The sequence below is a fragment of the Novosphingobium sp. BL-S-33 genome (genome assembly GCF_056857025.1).
Genome location: NZ_CM166475.1, coordinates 631677 through 649948, shown reverse-complemented (window position 1 = coordinate 649948; position 18272 = coordinate 631677). Strand labels below are relative to the sequence as shown.

Annotated in this window: 8 protein-coding genes; 6 read left to right on the top strand and 2 right to left on the bottom strand. The window is 67.4% G+C overall.

Annotated features, from left to right (window positions below; all coding sequences use genetic code 11):
* Positions 1 to 43 precede the first annotated feature (43 nt).
* Positions 44 to 1054, bottom strand: coding sequence for an IS30 family transposase (locus AC1VVM_RS19605; RefSeq protein ID WP_482957154.1), 1011 nt, complete (start codon positions 1052 to 1054; stop codon positions 44 to 46).
* A 220-nt stretch (positions 1055 to 1274) separates the two neighbouring features.
* A complete protein-coding gene (locus AC1VVM_RS19600; protein WP_482905447.1) occupies positions 1275 to 2660 on the bottom strand; it encodes an oligosaccharide flippase family protein in 1386 nt (461 codons plus the stop codon).
* A gap of 234 nt (positions 2661 to 2894) precedes the next feature.
* Here AC1VVM_RS19600 and AC1VVM_RS19595 point away from each other — a divergent pair, with 234 nt between their 5' ends.
* From AC1VVM_RS19595 to AC1VVM_RS19570, 6 genes are all read left to right on the top strand, one after another.
* Entirely contained in the window at positions 2895 to 3794 is a 900-nt protein-coding gene (locus AC1VVM_RS19595; RefSeq protein WP_482957153.1) for a 2OG-Fe(II) oxygenase, read from the top strand.
* Complete coding sequence (locus tag AC1VVM_RS19590) at positions 3791 to 4978, top strand: glycosyltransferase family 2 protein (RefSeq protein WP_482957152.1); 1188 nt, start codon at positions 3791 to 3793, stop codon at positions 4976 to 4978. Before AC1VVM_RS19595 ends, AC1VVM_RS19590 begins: the two co-directional genes overlap by 4 nt.
* Positions 4975 to 5886, top strand: coding sequence for a glycosyltransferase family 2 protein (locus AC1VVM_RS19585; RefSeq protein WP_482905444.1), 912 nt, complete (start codon positions 4975 to 4977; stop codon positions 5884 to 5886). Before AC1VVM_RS19590 ends, AC1VVM_RS19585 begins: the two co-directional genes overlap by 4 nt.
* 145 nt (positions 5887 to 6031) lie before the next feature.
* Positions 6032 to 10780, top strand: a complete 4749-nt coding sequence (locus tag AC1VVM_RS19580) for a MupA/Atu3671 family FMN-dependent luciferase-like monooxygenase (protein WP_482957151.1) — start codon at positions 6032 to 6034, stop codon at positions 10778 to 10780.
* 3 nt (positions 10781 to 10783) lie between these two features.
* Positions 10784 to 17251: a type I polyketide synthase gene (locus AC1VVM_RS19575; protein ID WP_482957150.1), complete on the top strand. Its 6468-nt coding sequence runs from the start codon at positions 10784 to 10786 to the stop codon at positions 17249 to 17251.
* Positions 17248 to 18252, top strand: coding sequence for a glycosyltransferase family 2 protein (locus tag AC1VVM_RS19570; protein ID WP_482905442.1), 1005 nt, complete (start codon positions 17248 to 17250; stop codon positions 18250 to 18252). Before AC1VVM_RS19575 ends, AC1VVM_RS19570 begins: the two co-directional genes overlap by 4 nt.
* The last annotated feature ends 20 nt before the right edge of the window (positions 18253 to 18272 follow it).

Below are 18272 nucleotides of genomic sequence, written 5' to 3'. Positions count from 1 at the left end.
GAGCCACACGGCTTCTCCTAAATCCCCTGATTTCCAAATCCCGTCATCCCCGCGCAGGCGGGGATGTGGATTCACATTCGAAGTGCAACGGTTGAAGAGAGCATGCCTCGGCGGGTGTTTTGAAGTCGAGGCATTTTCGCGGTGTATTGTTGTAGCGTTGGATGATGTCCTCAAAGTGGGCAGGCGAGAGATCCTCGATGTTGGTCTTGCGCGGCAGGTCGCGTCTGAGGCGGCCGATGGCGTTTTCGACGCCGCCCTTTTGCCATGGGGCGTGGGGGTCGCAGAAGAACGTATCGATGCCGAGACGGTGCAACCTGTGGTGCTGTGCAAACTCGGTGCCGTTGTCGAGGGTCAGGGTTTGGCGCAAGGCGGCGGGCCAGGGCCGCAGCATGGCGGCGAGCAGGTCGGCGGTGCGCCGGGCCTTTCGGTCGGGCGGATGGCAGATCAGGGTGTAGCGCGAGGAGCGTTCATGGGCGACGAGGATGACCTGGCCGTATCGGGCGAAGAGCATGAAGTCGGCCTCCCAGTGGCCGGGCCGGGACCGATCCGCGGCCTCGTCCGGGCGCATGGCGATGGGTTGGCGCTTGGCGATGAAGCGGACCGAGGATCCGCCGGGCTTGCGGCGCCATCCGCGGCGGGCCTTGGCGCGGGGCAGATAATGGCGCCATGATCGATCGTTCGTCCGCCTGATCTGGGCATGGATGAAGCGATAGATGCTCTCGTGACTGATGATACGCACGCCGGCCTCGCGGGCCATGCGGCCGGCGATCTGCTCGGGTGACCAGCCGGCCGCGAGGCGGCCCAGCACGCCCTCGCGCAAGGCCTGATCGCGTTCGAGGCGCATGCCCGACCGACGCCGGGCGCGCGCCTGCTCTTGCGCATAGCCGGGCCGATAGCCCACCGTGCTGCCGCTGTTGCGCTTCAGCTCCCGAGAGATCGTCGATGCCGAGCGATCCACAGCTGCCGCGATCTGGCGCAGCGATTGCCCGTCTTCATGAAGACGGGCAATCGTACACCGCTCTTCCAGATCAAGCTGTTCGTAAGCTCTTCCCATGACAACACCATAACCTGGTGTTGCACTTCGTTTGTGAACTTGGCGGATCCCGCTTGTTCTTCGTTCAGCACGCAGAGACACGCGGAGACGCAGAGGGGCAGTCTCTCTGCGTCTCCGCGTCTCTGCGTGAAACCAAAAAGCGGGGCCCCCGCCTTCGCGGGGGCGACGGGCCTATTTGGTCAGAAATACGGAGAGAGGCTGGCCGTGGAACCGCCCGAATTCAGTGGAGCAGTGGCCCGATCACCAGATCGGCACCAAGACCGCAAGCCACACCCACCGGACCGGCTGCCAGATAGAACAGCTCCTGCCGCAGGTCGAGCAGGTCGAATTTCTGCATCCGCACCCATTTGACCAGCAGGGCGGGCAGTTCCATCACGCCCACCGCCACGATCAGGCCGAACTCGCCGTAAAAGACGAAGCCTGCAACGCCGGCGAACGCCAGCCAGACCAGCTTGGAAATACTGGCCTCCAGCGAGGCTCGCACGTGTCCGGCGGCCAGCAGCGCTTCGTTTCCAGCATTGGACGAAAGCGCCAGCAACGACGAGATCGATAGCACCTGGAGGTAGATCGCCGCTTCGGCATAACGGGCGCTGTAGAAGAGTTTGACGATGATCGGCGCCGCACCGATGATCCCGCCCGTCGCGAATGTGTAGAGCAGGGAGGGTATCTTGCGCCGTTCGTAGAACTTGGCCTTGAGATCCCCGTGCCCGTCGCGCCAGAGCTGGGCATAGGTGGGATAGAGCACGCGGCTGGCATATGTCATCGCGAAGGCCAGCGGCGCCGAGGCGAGGTTCCCCGCCAGCACGTAAAGGCCGAAGTGGTTGAGCGACATGACCTTGGCGAGCACGAACTTGTCGCACTGCGAGATGACGAGGAAGATCAGGCTGGAGCCGGTGATATAGCGCGCGAAGGACCACAGTTCCTGCACGACATCCCGGTCCAGCCGGAACTTGCGGAATGAATCGTCGAACATGACGTAGCTGAGCACCAGCTTGAGCGCTCCGTTCGTCAGCATACCCGCCAGGATCGCCCAGTAGCTGCGCCAGAAATAGGCCAGGACCGCGCTCACCGCGATCTGTACGACAAGCACGACGATATCGATCGCCGAAAGGCGAAGCACCAGTCGTTGGCGCAAGGCGGTGAGCATGCTGCTCGACGAGAAACCGTCCAACACGAAGGTCAGGCTTGAAACCGCGATGATCAGCGCAAGCTCCGGCTTTTCCAGAAGCATGGCGATCGGACGCGCGCAGACGACCAGCACCAGCGCCAGAAACAGCGCACGGATCAGCGAGGCGGTCCACACCGTGTCGAGAAAGCGCGGATCGTCGCCATTCTTGTGGCGCACCACGAAGGGCTGGAAACCGAAGTCGGTGGACATCGTCGCAGCGAACTGGATCGAGGCGACGATGCCCGAAATGCCGAAGACTTCCGGCACCAGCAGGCGCGTCAGGATCATGCCGCTGACGGCTCTGAGCAGATTGTTGAGGATGACGGTGACGACCACGACATTGGTGTCGCGAAGCGCCAGTCCCTTGATCCGGTCGATCAGGTTGCGGCTTGGCGCCGACCCGGGTTCCGCTGCCGGCGCGGCATTCGGAAAGAACATCAGATCGCGACCCGAATGGACTCTGGTGGCAAAGCCGTCCCCATCTGCACGCACAATCCTCCCTCAGGGTATCGCGGGAAATCTACCGTTCGGGCGCGGGCAGTGTCGATCATGAGAACTGCGAGGGGAGTTTCAGGTCTGCCGCCGCGCCCCCCGCGCGATCTATCCTGCGGGCCGGAACGTGGGCCCGCGAACGCGTTTTCGCGCGTGGTGCCAGCAAGAGGGCAGGCTGCGATGGCGTATCTGGAAATGACGGATCTGGGCGGTTATCAATGCTTCGATCATGAAGCCTGCAAGGCTGCCGGTGCCGACAAGGCGGCGGAATACCGCTTCAACGACCCGTTCCCCCATGTGGTGGTGGATGATTTCCTCGATGCCGACCTGCTGCGCCGGGTGGCCGCCGAATTCCCCGACAGTACCGGGCATGACTACTTCGACCGCTCGCAAGAACGGCTGAAGTTCCAGTTCCGCCCGGACCAGTGCGAAGGCCCGGCATCGCGGATCCTGTTCGCCGAACTCAACTCGCGCGCGTTCTTGACCTTCCTGACGCAGATGACCGGCATTCGCGGGCTGATCCCCGATCCCTACCATGCCGGTGCCGGGCTCCACGAGACGCGCCGGGGAGGGCACCTTGGCGTCCATGCCGACTTCCCGTTCCACGCGGGCATGAAAGTCGAGCGCCGGCTCAACCTGCTGATCTACCTCAACGAGGACTGGGCGCCCGAATATGGCGGCGCGCTGGAACTGTGGGATCGCGGTATGCAGCAGGCCCGCCACTCGGTGCTGCCCGAATTCGGACGGGCGGTGATCTTCAGCACCGATCGCGACACGTTCCACGGCCATCCCGAGCCGCTGACCTGCCCGGAAGGCCGCTCGCGCCGCTCGATCGCGACTTATTACTATACGGCGATGGGCGAAGACCCGCGCGGGATCGAACGCTCCACCGACTTTCGCGTGCGGCCGGGCACCGGCGACAAGACCGACTGGCGTATGCGCCTGCAAAACCTGAAGTCCGATTGGATGCCGCCGATCCTGCAACGTCGCCACCGTCAGCCGCTTGAGCCAGTACCGATGCCGGTGCCGAACGAGGCCGAAGCGCCCGCCGGCCCCGCTGCTGCCAGCCCGGCGCGATGATATTCGTTCTGGCATGGGCGATTGCGCTTGGCACGGCGCTGCCCGTGCTGATGCTTGCGTTGGAATGCGCGGTGGGTGCCTGCCGCTCCGCGCGGCTGTCCGGGACCGGGAATGACAGCGCGCCCGCCTGCATCGTGCTGATGCCCGCGCATGATGAGGCACAAGGGATCGCGCAAGTGGTTTCTGCCGTTCTCGCGCAGCTGCGTGCCTGCGACGAACTCGTGGTCATTGCCGACAACTGCACCGACGATACGGCCGCCATCGCCCGCGCGCTCGGCGCGACGGTGATCGAGCGGACCGACCCCGCACTGCGCGGTAAAGGCTATGCGCTGGAGCACGGCCGCGTCTTCATCGAGACCCAGCGGACGACGGGCGAAGCGGATATCGTCGTCATCAACGACGCAGACTGTTTACCCCATCCCGGCGCGATTCCGGCACTGGTGGCGGCTGCGGCTCGGCGCGGCGCGGTCGTGCAGGGCGCCTATCTGATGATCCCGCCGCCAGCCGCCGATGCAGTGGTGCGCGTCTCGTGCTTCGCATTCCTCGTGAAGAACCTCGTCCGCCAACTCGCGCTCGACAGTCTGGGGGGCGCGGCGCTCCTGCAAGGATCGGGCATGGCCTTTCCGCGCCCCGTCTTCGCGCGGATCGGCTGGGCCGCTGCGTCGCTGGTCGAGGATCTCGACATGGGCGTCGAACTGCTGCTCGCCGGACAGTCCGTGGTGTTCGAGCCCGCCGCCCGGTTCGACAGCGGCGCGAGTTCCGCGCGCGGCACCGCCAGCCAGCGCCGCCGATGGGAACACGGCATGCTGGAGAGCGCACGCCAACTCGTGCCCCGGCTGCTTGCCGCCGGATGCGCCCGGCTGTTTCGCGGCGGCGCGAGCCTGATCGTTGTCGCTTTCGATCTGCTGGTGCCGCCCACCGTGCTGTTGATTGCCGTGCTCATGGCGGTTCTGGTGCTGCTCCTGCTAATGGTGGGGATCGGCCCGCCGACGCTGTTCCTGTTGGGGGCTAGCCTCGCACTGGCGCTGGCGCTCGGCGCGGCATGGTGGCGACATGGCCGCAGCGTGCTGCCGGTGTCGAGCATCGGCCAGATCCCCGGCTACATCCTGTGGAAGCTGCCGCTGCTGGCCCAGTTCGTCACCCGGCGTGAACGCAGCTGGATCCGCACGGAACGGGGGCCATGAACGAAGTCGCCTTCGTCATTATCGGCCGCAACGAGGGGCAGCGCCTGTCCCTCGCAATCGACAGCGTGCTGCGCCAGACGCCGCGTGCCGTCTATGTCGATTCGGGATCGAGCGACGGCAGCGTCGCGCTGGCAGAACGGCGCGGACTGCCGGTGGTGGAGCTTGACCCGCGCTTCCCTTTCACCCCGGCCCGCGCGCGCAACGCCGGTCTTGCCTGGCTGGTGCGCGACGATCCGGGGCTGGCCTTCGTCCACTTCATCGACGGCGATTGCGAACTCGTGCCGGGCTGGCTCGACCACGCGCTGAGCGCCTTGCGTGCGGATGGAGAACTTGCCGCCGCCTGCGGTCGCCGCCGGGAGCGCGATCCCCACGCCAGTCCCTACAACCGCCTCCGCGACTTTGAATGGGACAGTTCCGGAAACGCGGCCCGCGCCTGCGGTGGTGACATGCTGTTCCGTGTCGCGCCGTTCCGCTCGGTCGGCGGCTTTCGCGAGGACCTGATCGCGGGCGAGGAGCCGGACTTGTGCTGCCGCATCCGCCGCTGCGGCTGGTCGATCCGGCAGCTCGATATGGACGCAACGATCCACGATGCGGCGATGACGCGCTTTTCGCAGTGGTGGCAGCACAACCGCCGCACCGGCTACGCGCTGGCCGAGGGTCTGGCGCTGCGCGGTACTTTCGATCCGGCCTTGCGGCGGCGGGTGATGCGCAATGTGATCTGGGCCATGCCGCCGATGTGGCTGTTCTGGCCGGTGCTCTGGACGCGCGTCTGCCTGCGGGGCGGCCCCCTGCTGGCCAGCTTCACTACACTGGGCAAGCTGCCGCATTTTCAAGGACAGCTGGACTATTGGCGCCGCCGTCGCAAGCCGCGCTTTGCCGAAACGGGCCCGCTCATCGAATACAAATAAGTACTGCCGCCGAATTTCGTGCGCGCTCAATTCCGAATATCCGGGCCATCCTGAATTTCTGGCACCATGAATTTCTGGACCGTGTTGATGAAATGGTGGTCCGCGGGCCAGTCCGATAGGCTTCGTCGGGTAAGGAGATAAGTCCATGGGTGGGACGACTGATCCGAATACCGATCCGTTTGTCGAACTTGCAGGTCTGGACTTTGACGGGAAACGGGGGGGCGCTGCCCGCACAATTCTTGTCGGTAACGAGACGCTTCTGGCGCAGTGCGGCGAGCTGTTGCGAGAGCGCGGCCACCAGATCGTAGCCGTTGTCGCGACGCCGCTGTCGCCGGCGGCGGACTGGGCGCGGCGCGGCGGACTGCCGCTGTTCGGCCGTCAGCAGGACCTGCTCAGCGCCGGGATCGGACCGATCGACTGGCTGTTCAGCATTTCCAACCTCTCGGTGCTGTCGGAAGACGTGCTGGGGCTGGCTTCGCGCGGAGCGGTCAATTTCCACGACGGCCCGCTGCCTGCCCGCGCCGGGCTCAACACGCCGGTCTGGGCACTGCTCGACGACGCAGGCGAGCACGGCGTCACCTGGCACCTGATGACCCGCGAGATCGACCGGGGCGCCGTTCTGGCCGCCGAAACGTTCGAGATCGCCCCGGGCGAGACCGCGCTTTCGCTCAACACCCGCTGCTTCGAGGCGGGCCTCCGCTGCTTCGAGACGATGGTGGCGGACCTTGACCGCGCCGTCGCTTCGGCCGTGCCGCAAACACAGGCGCCGCTGCGCATGTTCGGCCGCGCGGACCGTCCCGCCGCTGCCGCCACCATCGATTGGAGCCGTCCCGCGGCCGAGATCGCAAGGCTGGTCGGCGCGCTCGATTACGGTGCCTACGCCAATCCGATGGGCACTGCGAAGGCGCTGCTGGGCGAGCACTTGTTCCTTGTCCGCCAGATCACCGTGCTCGACGACTGGTCGGGCGCAGAGCCCGGCACCGTCCTGCATTGGGGCGCATCGCCGGTTGTCGCCACGGCTGACCGGGACATCCGGATCGAACGCATGGCCACGCTCGACGGCGAGCCGCTGGAGAGCCTCGATGCTGGACATACGACGGTGTTCGCCACGCTTTCGGCGGAGCGGCGCGCCAGTCTGGAAATGCTCGACGCGGCCGCAGGCCGGTTCGAGGCATGGTGGCGCCGCCGTCTCCAGCTGCGCGAAAGCCTGCAATTGCCGAGCTTCCGCCCCCCTTCGGAGGAAGGTGGCCCGGTCTGGACCGTGATCGACCGACCGCTCGCACCGGGCTGCGGCGGCATGGCGACGATGGCCCTGATGGTGGCGTGCCTCGCCCGCATGGCCGACCGCGACGGTGTCGAGATCGGCTATGGCGACGAAGTCGGCCGGTCGCGGCTTGAAGACGTGGCGGCGTGGTTCGCCAACGAAGCCCCGCTCAAGGTCGCGGTCGATTTCACCGCCCCGGTCGCTGTTCTGACCGAAAGGCTCCAGCGCGAAATCGCCGACTTGCATCGTCACGTCGCAATATCCCGCGATCTTGTCGCGCGCAGTCCGGAACTGCGCGGAGGCAGTGGCTTCGCGCATCCTGTCAGCGTGCAATTGGTCGACCGGCTTGAGAACGCCCGCCCGCGGAAAGGCTCCGTGCTAAGCCTGGCCATCTGCGCGCCGGAGGGGACGTGGCGCTGGACGTTCGACGCCACCCGCTTCCTGCCCGACGAGGCGGACGACCTCTGGAACGCGTTCGAGGCCATGCAGGCCGCCGCCGAAGCCGCGCCCGAACTGGCCGTCGGCAAGTTGCCGCTGATGACTGCGGCCGAACGCAGCCGCGTGTTGCAGGACTGGAACGCGACCGAAACCGCGCTGCCGCTGGGTGAGACGTGGCACCAGCGCTTTGTTGAGCAAGCGGCGCTCACGCCGGATCGCCTCGCGGTGACCTCCTGCGGAACTTCGCTCACGTATGGCGAGCTTGATGCGCTTTCCAACCGGATCGCCCATGGCCTTGCCATGCGCGGCGTCGGGCCCGAGGTGCTGGTCGGCCTGCACCTGTCGCGCTCCGTCGAAATGCTCGCCTGCCTGATCGCGGTGCACAAGGCGGGCGGTGCCTATGTCCCCCTCGACCCCTCGTACCCACGCGACCGACTGGCCCACATGGTGGCGGATTCGGGCATGCGCCTGATCCTCAGCGAGGCCGGGCTGGCGGGAGACCTATCGCCCGGCCACGCGCAAGTACTGCTTCTCGAAGACCTGCGCCCGGCGCTGGCCACGCTTTCGTCCGACCCGATCGAGGGCGGCGAAACCGGCGGCAATCTCGCCTATATGATCTACACTTCGGGTTCGACCGGGCTGCCCAAGGGCGTCATGGTCGAGCACCGCAACCTGCTCAATTTCTTCGCGGGCATGGACGCCAAGCTGGAGCCCGAGGGCACCTGGCTTGCCGTCACCAGCCTCAGCTTCGACATCTCGGTGTTGGAACTGCTCTGGCCGCTGATGCACGGCTACCACGTCGTCATCGCCAATGAGCGCGAAGTGCGCGGCGATGTGCGCAGCGGTGGCCATGGCAGCGTTCAGACCGCCGTGCCGACGCGGCCCGTAGGCTTCAGCCTGTTCTACTTCGCCAGCTCAAGGGCAGGCGATGCGGCCGAACAATATCGCCTGCTGCTGGAAGGCGCGCGGTTCGCCGATACCCACGGGTTCGAAGCAGTCTGGACACCCGAGCGCCACTTCCACGCCTTCGGCGGGCCCTATCCGAACCCCTCGGTCGCCGCTGCCGCCATCGCCGCGAGCACCACGCGCGTACAGATCCGCGCGGGCAGCGTGGTGGGCACCTTGCACCACCCGCTGCGCATCGCCGAGGAGTGGGCGCTGGTCGATAACATCTCCGGCGGGCGCGTGGGCATTGCCTTCGCCTCCGGATGGCAGCCGGACGACTTCGTGTTCAACCCCGCCGCTTTCGCCGACAAGGCCGGCACGCTGCGCCGCTGCATGGAGGATGTGCGCGGGCTCTGGCGCGGCGAGGCGCGGTCCTATCCGGGGCCGCTGGGCCACGACGTGGAGATCCGCACCTATCCGCGTCCGCTTCAGCCCGAACTGCCGTGCTGGATCACCTCGGCGGGCAATGTGGACACGTTTATCCAGGCGGGCCGGGTTGGCGCCAATGTGCTGACGCACTTGCTCGGCCAGTCGATCGAGGACGTGGCTGTCAAGCTCGCCGCCTACCGCGAGGCGTGGCGCGAGGCCGGTCATCCGGGCGAGGGCCGCACCACGCTGATGCTCCACACCTTCCTTGGGGAGGACGAGGCTTCGGTCCGCGCCATCGTGCGTGAGCCGCTGCTGGACTATCTGCGCACCGCGACCAACCTGCTCCATCAGTACGCATGGTCGTTCCCCGCATTCCGCCGCCCGAACGGGGAAGTGGAGCAAGTCAGCCTCGACGGCCTCACCGCCGAGGAAACCGACGCGCTGCTGGAACATGCGTTCGAGCGCTATTTCGAGACCAGCGGCCTGTTCGGCACGCCCGAGGACAACCTCGACCTCATCGCGCGGCTCTCCGAGATCGGTGTCGACGAAGTGGGCTGCCTGATCGACTTCGGTGTCGATACGGAAACGGTGGTCCGTCACCTGCCGACGCTCGACCGCCTTCGCGACCGCGTCCAGAACCCGGCGCCCGCTCCGGCATTCGAGGCTGATAGCCCGCTCCACGAATTGATGGCGCGGCACGGGGTCACGCATCTGCAATGCACGCCCTCGCTGCTTCAGGTGCTCGCAGGCGATCCGGAGGCACGGCCTCGCCTTGCTGCGCTGCGCCGCCTGATGGTGGGCGGCGAGGCATTCCCGCCGCAACTGGCGCAGGACATGGCCGCGCTCGTCCACGGCAAAGTCATGAACATGTACGGACCTACCGAGACCACCGTATGGTCCGCCGTCCACGTACTCGAACCCGGCGAAGCGGCGCCGCCGCTTGGCCGTCCGCTCGCCAATCAGCAGGTCTATATCCTCGACCGCAGGCTGGAACCCGTGCGGCCGGGAAGCCCCGGCGAACTGGTCATCGGCGGCGCGGGTGTGGTGCGGGGCTATCATGCCCGCCCGGATCTGACCGCCGAGCGCTTCGTCGCGCACCCCTTCCTCGCGGGTGAGCGGGCCTACCGCACCGGAGACCTTGCCCGCCAGCGCGCGGATGGGACGCTCGAATTCCTCGGCCGCCTCGATCATCAGGTTAAGATCCGTGGTTACCGCATCGAACTCGGCGAAATCGAATCCGCGCTGACCGCACATCCCAACGTGGCCGAGGCCGTGGTGGTTGCCCTGCGCGAAGGTGCGACGACACGCCTTGTCGGCTACGTCTCGCCGCGCGGTGTTCCGGTTCAGATCGACGCGCTGCGTGAGCATCTGCGTATCGGGCTGCCCGAGTTCATGGTGCCCGGCACTCTGGTCGTGCTCGATGCGCTGCCGCGCACGCCCAACGGCAAGATCGACCGTAAGGCGCTGCCCGATCCGGGAACGGTCACGGCCGCCGCTGCCACCGAACACGCCGAAACGGCGGAAACCGCCCCGGCCAACGAGATCGAAACGCAGATCAAGGCGATCTGGTGCGATCTGCTCAAGATCCCGCATGTCGGGCGGGGCGAGAACTTCTTCGATATCGGCGGCCATTCGCTGCTCGCCATCCAGGCGCATCGCCGCCTTGCCGCCATCGCGCCGCGTCCGCTCGCGCTGACCGACGTGTTCCGCTTCCCGACCATCGCCGCACTCGGCGCCCATCTGACGGCGGACGAGAGCGACGCACCGGCCATGCGCGAAGTCAACGAACGCGCACTGGCCCGCCGGAACGCCTTCATGCGGCGCGGCGCGGCGCGCGCGGGGACGCGGGTCGGTTCGCCAATTGGTTCGGGGGTCTGAATCATGCACCAGTCGTTCGGTTCATTCGAGGAAGGCGGCATGGAGACTACCGCGCCCTCGATCGCCATCGTCGGCATGTCCTGCCGCTTTGCCGGGGCACGCAGCCCTGAAGAGTTCTGGTCGCTGCTGCGCGAAGGGCGCGAGGGGATCGAGACTTTCGGAGAGGCGGAACTGCTCGCTGCCGGAGTGCCCGCCGCCTTGCTCCGCAACCCAAACTACGTGCGCCGGGGTGCGCCGCTGGCCGACATGGAATGCTTCGACGCGGCGCTGTTCGGCCTCAGCCAGCGCGATGCGGCGATCATGGACCCGCAGCACCGCCATTTCCTGGAATGTGCGTGGGAAGCGCTGGAAGATGCCGGGCACACCCCCAAGGGCTTCGCGGAAGCGGGCGGGAGTGGTGGTGGCGGCGGCGTGATCGGCGTCTTCGCGGGCTCGGGCCACAATGCCTACATGCCCTATAACCTGCTCACCAACGGCAAACTGGTGAACGATGTGGGCTTGTTCCTGCTGCGCCACACCAGCAACGACAAGGACTTCCTGACCACGCGGGTATCCTACCTGTTCGACCTCAAGGGGCCGAGCATCAATGTCCAGACCGCCTGCTCGACCTCGCTGGTGTCGATCCACATGGCGATGCAGAGCCTGCTTTCGGGCGAGTGCGACATGGCTCTCGCGGGCGGTACCTCCATCGAACTACCGCACCGGCAGGGCTACCTCTATGAAGAGGGCGAGATCCTTTCGCCCGACGGGCTCTGCCGCCCGTTCGACGCGGCCTCGAAGGGCACCGTCTTCGGCAGCGGCGTCGCCGTGCTGGCGCTGCGCCGGCTTGAAGACGCGATCGAAAGCGGTGACCACATCCATGCCGTGCTGCGCGGTTCGGCGATCAACAACGACGGCGCCGGCAAAGTCGGCTATCTCGCCCCCAGCGTGGACGGGCAGGCCGCCGTCATTGCCGAAGCTCTGGCGGTGTCCGATGTCGACCCGGCCGAGATCGATTATGTCGAGGCGCACGGCACCGGCACGCCCATCGGCGATCCCATCGAAGTGGCCGCGCTGACACAAGTCTACGGCGGTTTCTCCGGCGCCGAGAAGCCCTGCGCGCTCGGTTCGGTCAAGGCCAATATCGGACATACAGACACCGCCGCCGGTGCCGCCGGCGTCATCAAGGTCGCCCTCGCCATGCGTCATGGCGAGATCCCTCCCGTTCCCAACTTCACGACCTCCAATCCAGATTGCGCGCTCGATGCCGGCCCCTTTTACATACCGGCATCAAGCGCGCCCTGGCCCCGGCGTGCTCATCGCCCCCGACGCGCCGGGGTCAGTTCGCTTGGCGTGGGCGGCACCAACGCCCACGTCATCATGGAGGAAGCGCCGCTGCGCGCTCCGGGCAGCGCCAGCCGCCGCCGTCAGCTCCTGCTCGGTTCGGGACAGACGGCGGAGGCGGCGAGCGCCAACCTGAAGGCACTGGCCGCCCACTTTGCCGCGAACCCCGAGGGCTCGCTGGCCGATGCGGCCTTCACGCTGGTGACGGGCCGCCGCCACTTGCCGATCCGCCGCTTTGCCGTGGCGGGAACGGCGGACGAAGCAGTCGTCGCGCTTGAGGCTGCGGCTGCGGATCCCTCCGCGCGGCCGCCATGCATTCCGGGGCGCCCGGTCGCCTTCCTGTTCTGCGGCGGCGGTCCGCAGCACGTCGACATGGCGCGCGACCTCTACGAGACCGAGCCCATGTTCCGCGTCGAGATCGATCGCGGCATTGCATTGGCCAACCGGATCGGGGTGCCCGAACTGCGCCGCTGGCTGTTCCCGGTGGAGGCCGACCGCTCCCGCGCCGCCGAGGAAATGGAGCGCCCCTCCAATGCCTTGCCCGCGCTCTTCATCGTGCAGACGGCACTGGCCCGGCTGTGGATGTCGTTCGGCATAGAGCCTGCCGCGATGATCGGTCACAGCTGCGGCGAATATGCGGCGGCGCATATTTCGGGCGTCGTCGATCTGGAAACCGGCCTGCGCATCGTCCACGCGCGCGGCCGCCTGTTCGAGACCACGGGCGAGGGCGCCATGCTCGGCGTGCCGCTGTCCGAGGCCGAACTCGCGGCGATATTGCCCGCCGACCTTTCCATCGCGACGATCAACACGCCGCGCCTCTGCGTCGTCTCCGGCGCGGCGGATTCCATCGCCCGCTTCCACCAGACGCTGGACGCGCGCGAGATCGAATCGCAGCCTATCCCGATCACCGTGGCCGCGCACTCGCCGATGCTCGATCCGATCCTGCCCGAGTTCCGCGCGCTGCTGGGGACGATGAACTTGCGGGCGCCGACGATCCCCTTCGCCTCGAATCTTACCGGAGACTGGGTGCGCCCGCAGGAGGCGACCGATCCCGAGTACTGGGTCCGCCACTTGCGCGAACCGGTGCGCTTCACCGATGGCCTCCAGCGCCTGCTCGACGATCCCGAGCGCGTGCTGCTGGAAGTCGGCCCCGGTCGCACCATGGGCAGCCTTGCGCGGCATCATCCCGCCCGGCCCGCCACGCAGCCGGTCATCAGTTCGATGCGCCACCCCGATCAGCCGCTGGCCGACGATGCCTGTCTCACGCAGGCGCTGGGCGAACTGTGGGCGGCGGGCGTCGATATCGACTGGCAGGCCTGGTGGGGCGGCGAACGCCGCTTGCGCGTGCCGCTGCCAACCTACCGTTTCGACCGCCAGCGCCACTGGATCGAACCCGGCGCCAGCCTAGCACTTGGCGGGTACAGCCATGCTGACGATGTGCGGCTCGATCTGGCCGACTGGGCCAACGAACCGGTCTGGACTCACTGCGATCTTCCCGACAGCGAACCGCTTGAGGGCCCCGCGCTCGTGCTCTGCGACGAGGCCGGTTTCGGTGAGCGCCTCGCCGCCCGGCTGCGCGCGCGTGAGGTTCCGGTCGTGACCGTCCGCGCCGGAAAGCGCTGCCTGGAGACGGCGGAAGGCTCGTACATCGTGCGCGCCGGCGAGCGAAACGACTGGGGCTGGCTGCTCGGCCGCCTAGCTGATGCGGAACTGCTGCCCCGGCAGGTCTATCACTGCTGGCAGGTCACCGCGCCGGGCAGCGGCCGTTCGGGCAGGGAGCGCGATGCGCTGCTCGCTCGCGGACTGCACAGCCTTGTCGCCCTGGCGCCCGAACTGGCCGACGCCTGCGACGGTACCGACGTGGCACTCGCGGTCGTCACCAGTCAGGCGCAATGCGTGGGCGGCGACAGCGCCGTCATGCCGATCAAGGCAACGATGATCGGCGCTGCGCGCACTGTCGCGGCCGAATATCCCGGCCTGCGCACGCGCGCCATCGACATCGACTATTCTCCCGTCGCTCACCCGCAAGCGATCGCCGGGCTGACCGACTGGGTAATCGCCGGATTGGGCGAGACCGATGCCCGCGAACTGTCGGTGCGCGCGGGCGAGGGCTGGGTGCTCGATCACCGCATGGCCGCCAGCGCGCCTATGGCCGAGGGCCACAGCCTGCTCCGGCAGGGTGGCACTTACGTCGTTACCGGCGGTCTTGGCGGGATCGGCCTCACCATCGCACGCCATCTGGCGAGCCGGTTCGGCGCGCGGATCGTGCTCGTCGGCCGCACCGCGCTGCCGCCGCGCGCGCGCTGGGCCGAACTTCTCGCCCGGGGCGACCTGCCGCTGGCGACCGAGGAAAGAGTGCGCAAGCTGCTGGCTCTCAAAGCGGCGGGCGCGCAAGTGGAATCGGTCGTTGCCGACGTTGCCGATGCCCGCGCGCTGCGCCGGGGCCTGCGGCGCGCAGTTGCCCGGTTCGGGCCGATCATCGGCGTGTTCCATGCTGCCGGTACACTCGACGACGGTCTGATCGAAACCCGCACACGCAGCGCGGTCGAAGCGGTGCTGCGGCCCAAGATCGACGGCACGCTGGCGCTGGAAGAGGCACTGGACGGCCACGCGCCCGAATTCCTCGTGCTGTTCTCCTCGATCAGCGCCTTTGCGGGCATTCCGGGGCAGATCGATTATGCCGCCGCCAATGCCTTCCTAGATGCCTATGCCCAGTCGCGCCGCCACGATCCGGTTACCCGGGTGTGCTCGGTGGGCTGGAGCCAATGGGCCGAAGTGGGCATGGCCGCCGCGCTCAACCGGCCAGAGGGCGCCGCAAGCGAGCTTCCGGCGGATCTTGGCGAAGGCAAGCCCGTTGCGCACCCGTTCCTCGAACGGATCCATTCGATTTCCAGTCAGGAATTCGTCGTCACCGGCACGTTGTCCCCCCAACGGCACTGGCTGCTCGCAGAGCATCGGGTCGTAAATGCCGGTGCGCTGTTGCCCGGGACTGGCTTCCTTGAGCTGGCCCGGGCAGCGGTTGCACTCGTGAAGCCGGGGCCGCTGGAATTCTCGGACTTCTCGTTCCTGCGGCCGTTCGCAGTGCCCGACGACGGCGCGCGTGAACTGTGCATCCACGCCCGCCGCCGTACCGAGGGCGGATGGCGCATCTCGGTGCTCGGTCGTCCCGAAGGCGCGGGCGGCAAGGACTGGATCGAGCACGCGCGCGGACTGGTCCGCTGTCACGGCACGACGCCGCTCAATCCGGCGCTCGATCTCGACGCCATTGCCGAGCGCTGCCGCTCGGGCATCGGCGGCGGGGCCGATCAGCCCAAGCTTCAGGTCGGCCCGCGCTGGAACAACCTCACCCGGACGCTGGTGGGCAAGGGCGAAGCGCTGCTGCGGCTCGAACTGCCGGAAGAATTCCGCGGCGATCTCGATGAAGTGCTGCTCCATCCCGCGCTGCTCGATTTCGCCACCGCCGGGGCGCAGACGCTGATCCCGGGGCGTGATGCCGAGCGCGATTTCTACGCGCCGTTCACCTATCGCCGCTTCCTGCTCCACGCCCGGCTTCCGGCCGAGATTGTTAGCCACGTGCGCCTGCGGCCGGGCGGCGAGGATGCCGGGCAGACGGCTGTCTTCAACGTGACCATCACCGATCCCGACGGCCTCGTGCTGGCGGAAGCGAGCGAGTTCACGATGATGCGGGTGATCGACACCGGTCTGCTCTCTCGAGGGAGCGAATCCGGCGCTGTGCCCGTTTCGCTCGCTCCGGTTCCCGGCGCGCAGGAGGGCGAGGCTATTCTGCCCGAAGAAGGCGTCCGGATCGTCGAGCGCCTGCTGGCAGGCAAGGCCCGGCCGCACACAGTGATTTCGCCCTATCCGCTGGCAGGCGTGCTCGCCCGCCTGCGCAAGCCGCCGCGCCGGGCCCCGGCCGCAAGCGAGGGCGATCCCGCCGACTTGCCCGCAACCGAGGCCGAGAAGGTCATTGCCGATTTGTGGTGCGATCTGCTCGGCATGGACGCGGTGGGCCGCAACGACAATTTCTTCGACCTTGGCGGCCATTCGCTGCTCGCCGTCCAATTCACCAATCGCTTGCGCCGCAAGACCGGACAGACGCTGCCGCTGGCGGCCATGCTCGGCCAGCCCACCGTGGCGAACCTTGCGGCGGTCATCGATCCCGACAGCCGCGCGCTGGGCGGCGGAACGAGCGCGGCGGCGGAAACCGTCGAGACGGGCGTCATCACCATCCGCAAGGGCGGATCGGGCCTGCCGCTGTTCCTCATCCACGACGGACTTGGCGAGACGCTGCTCTATCGCGGCCTTGCCCTGCGACTGGATTCGGCGCGGCCGATCCTCGGGCTCGAACCGCTGCGGAATGCGGACGGCAGCTATGCCCATACCCGCATCGACGAAATGGCCGCCTATTACCTCGGCCTGATCCGGCAGGCCCGGCCGACCGGGCCCTATCTGCTGGCAGGGCTCTGCGCGGGGGGCGTCATCGCCTTCGAGATTGGCCGCCAGCTTCAGGACCTTGGTGAGCAGGTGGCTTTCGTGGGCATTATCGACGCCGCCGATGTCGAGGCGCGCAGGCGCCGGTTCCTCAACACCCGGTTCAGGCTGGCGCGCATGCGCGGGCTGATCGGCGAGGTCGGCACCGCACATGTCCTACCTGAACTGGGCCGCCGCGCCTGGAACGCCGCCCGCTGGGAAGTGGGTTCGCGCGTCAGCCGGATCCGCGACCGCCGCACCGTCCAGTCCCTGCGTGCCGGAGGCGTGCTCACGGCCGCCGAAAGCACGCCGGCCCGGGCCATGTCGTTCCTCAAGCTCTATGAAGTGGCGCACAAGGAGCATCAGCCGCGCGGCATTTTCGAAGGCGGCATGGTAGCGCTGTTCAAGGCCAGCGACGTCACCAATCTGCCCGACGACATGCCGTACCGCCTGACCTACCGTGACTATGCGCTGGGCTGGGGCAAGCGCGTGCGCGAGGAGATCATGATCGTCGACGTGCCCGGCGGACACGGCAGCAGCTTGCAGGAACCGAATATCGAGACGCTGGCTCCGTTGTTTCAGGAAGCGCTCGACAATGCGCTGATGGACCTGGCCCCGTCCTACGCCTCCGAGGCGCTGGAAGGGCCCGTCGAATTGCTGGGAGTAGCCGCGGAATGACCCCTTCCAACGCCGCCAATACGGTGCCTTCGCTCGACGTTATCATCGTCAACTACCGCACCGGACCGCTCGTCGTCTCCTGTCTGGAGAGCCTGCTAGCCGAGCGCGGCCCCGATATCGCGCTGCGGGTCTTCGTGATCGACAATGCCTCGCCCGATGGCTCGGCCGCCGTGATCGAAGCGGCAGTCGCGCGCGAAAAGTGGGACTGGGTGACCGTGATCCGCTCGCCGGTCAACGGCGGGTTCGGTGCGGGCAACAATATCGGTTTCGAGGCGATCCTGTCGGGCCGAGATCCTGCGCAGACGGTGTGGCTGGTCAACCCCGATACCCGCGTCATGCCCGGCGCGGCGCGGGCGCTGGTGGAGTTCATGGCCGCCGTTCCCGCCGCGGGCGTGGTCGGCACGGCACTGCTCGAAGGCGACGGCGCATTGTGGCCCTATGCCTTCCGCTTTCCGACCATTCTGGGTGAGCTGGAGCGGGGACTGCGCTGGGGGCCGGCCTCCAGGTTGCTGTCGCGCCACGCCATCGGCCGCCGGATGGGGCCGCGCCCGGAACCCGTCGACTGGGTCAGCGGCGCCAGCTTCGCGATCCGCCGCAAGGTGCTGGAGGAAGGGCTCCGCTTCGACGAGGGGTTCTTCCTCTTCTACGAGGAAACCGACTTTTGCCGCATGATCCGGGCTGAAGGCTGGCAGACGTGGTACCTGCCGCAGGCCGTGGTGCTGCACATCGCGGGACAGAGCATCGGGGTCCATGCCAAGGATGCAAAGCTGCCGCGCATGCCCGGCTACTGGTTCGATTCCCGCCAGCGCTACTTCGTCAAGAACCACGGCCGCGCCTATGCTATGCTGGCCGACATGGCATGGATGGGCGGGCATATCCTGTTCCTTGCCAAGCAGTTGTTGCGCCGGGAGGACACGCCGGATCCGCCGCGCCTGCTGAGCGATTTCGCGCGGCGCTCCGCACTGGCGCCGCGCCGCAGCCAAAGCCTGGAAAGTGCGTAACCACGCACTACTGGCGCTGA

Excerpts from the sequence above, each read along its gene's own strand:
- AC1VVM_RS19575 (WP_482957150.1), top strand. The coding sequence starts at position 10,784 with ATGCACCAGTCGTTCGGTTCATTCGAGGAAGGCGGCATGGAGACTACC.
- AC1VVM_RS19580 (WP_482957151.1), top strand. The coding sequence starts at position 6,032 with ATGGGTGGGACGACTGATCCGAATACCGATCCGTTTGTCGAACTTGCA.
- AC1VVM_RS19600 (WP_482905447.1), bottom strand. The coding sequence starts at position 2,660 with ATGTTCTTTCCGAATGCCGCGCCGGCAGCGGAACCCGGGTCGGCGCCA.
- AC1VVM_RS19570 (WP_482905442.1), top strand. The coding sequence starts at position 17,248 with ATGACCCCTTCCAACGCCGCCAATACGGTGCCTTCGCTCGACGTTATC.
- AC1VVM_RS19590 (WP_482957152.1), top strand. The coding sequence starts at position 3,791 with ATGATATTCGTTCTGGCATGGGCGATTGCGCTTGGCACGGCGCTGCCC.
- AC1VVM_RS19605 (WP_482957154.1), bottom strand. The coding sequence starts at position 1,054 with ATGGGAAGAGCTTACGAACAGCTTGATCTGGAAGAGCGGTGTACGATT.
- AC1VVM_RS19595 (WP_482957153.1), top strand. The coding sequence starts at position 2,895 with ATGGCGTATCTGGAAATGACGGATCTGGGCGGTTATCAATGCTTCGAT.
- AC1VVM_RS19585 (WP_482905444.1), top strand. The coding sequence starts at position 4,975 with ATGAACGAAGTCGCCTTCGTCATTATCGGCCGCAACGAGGGGCAGCGC.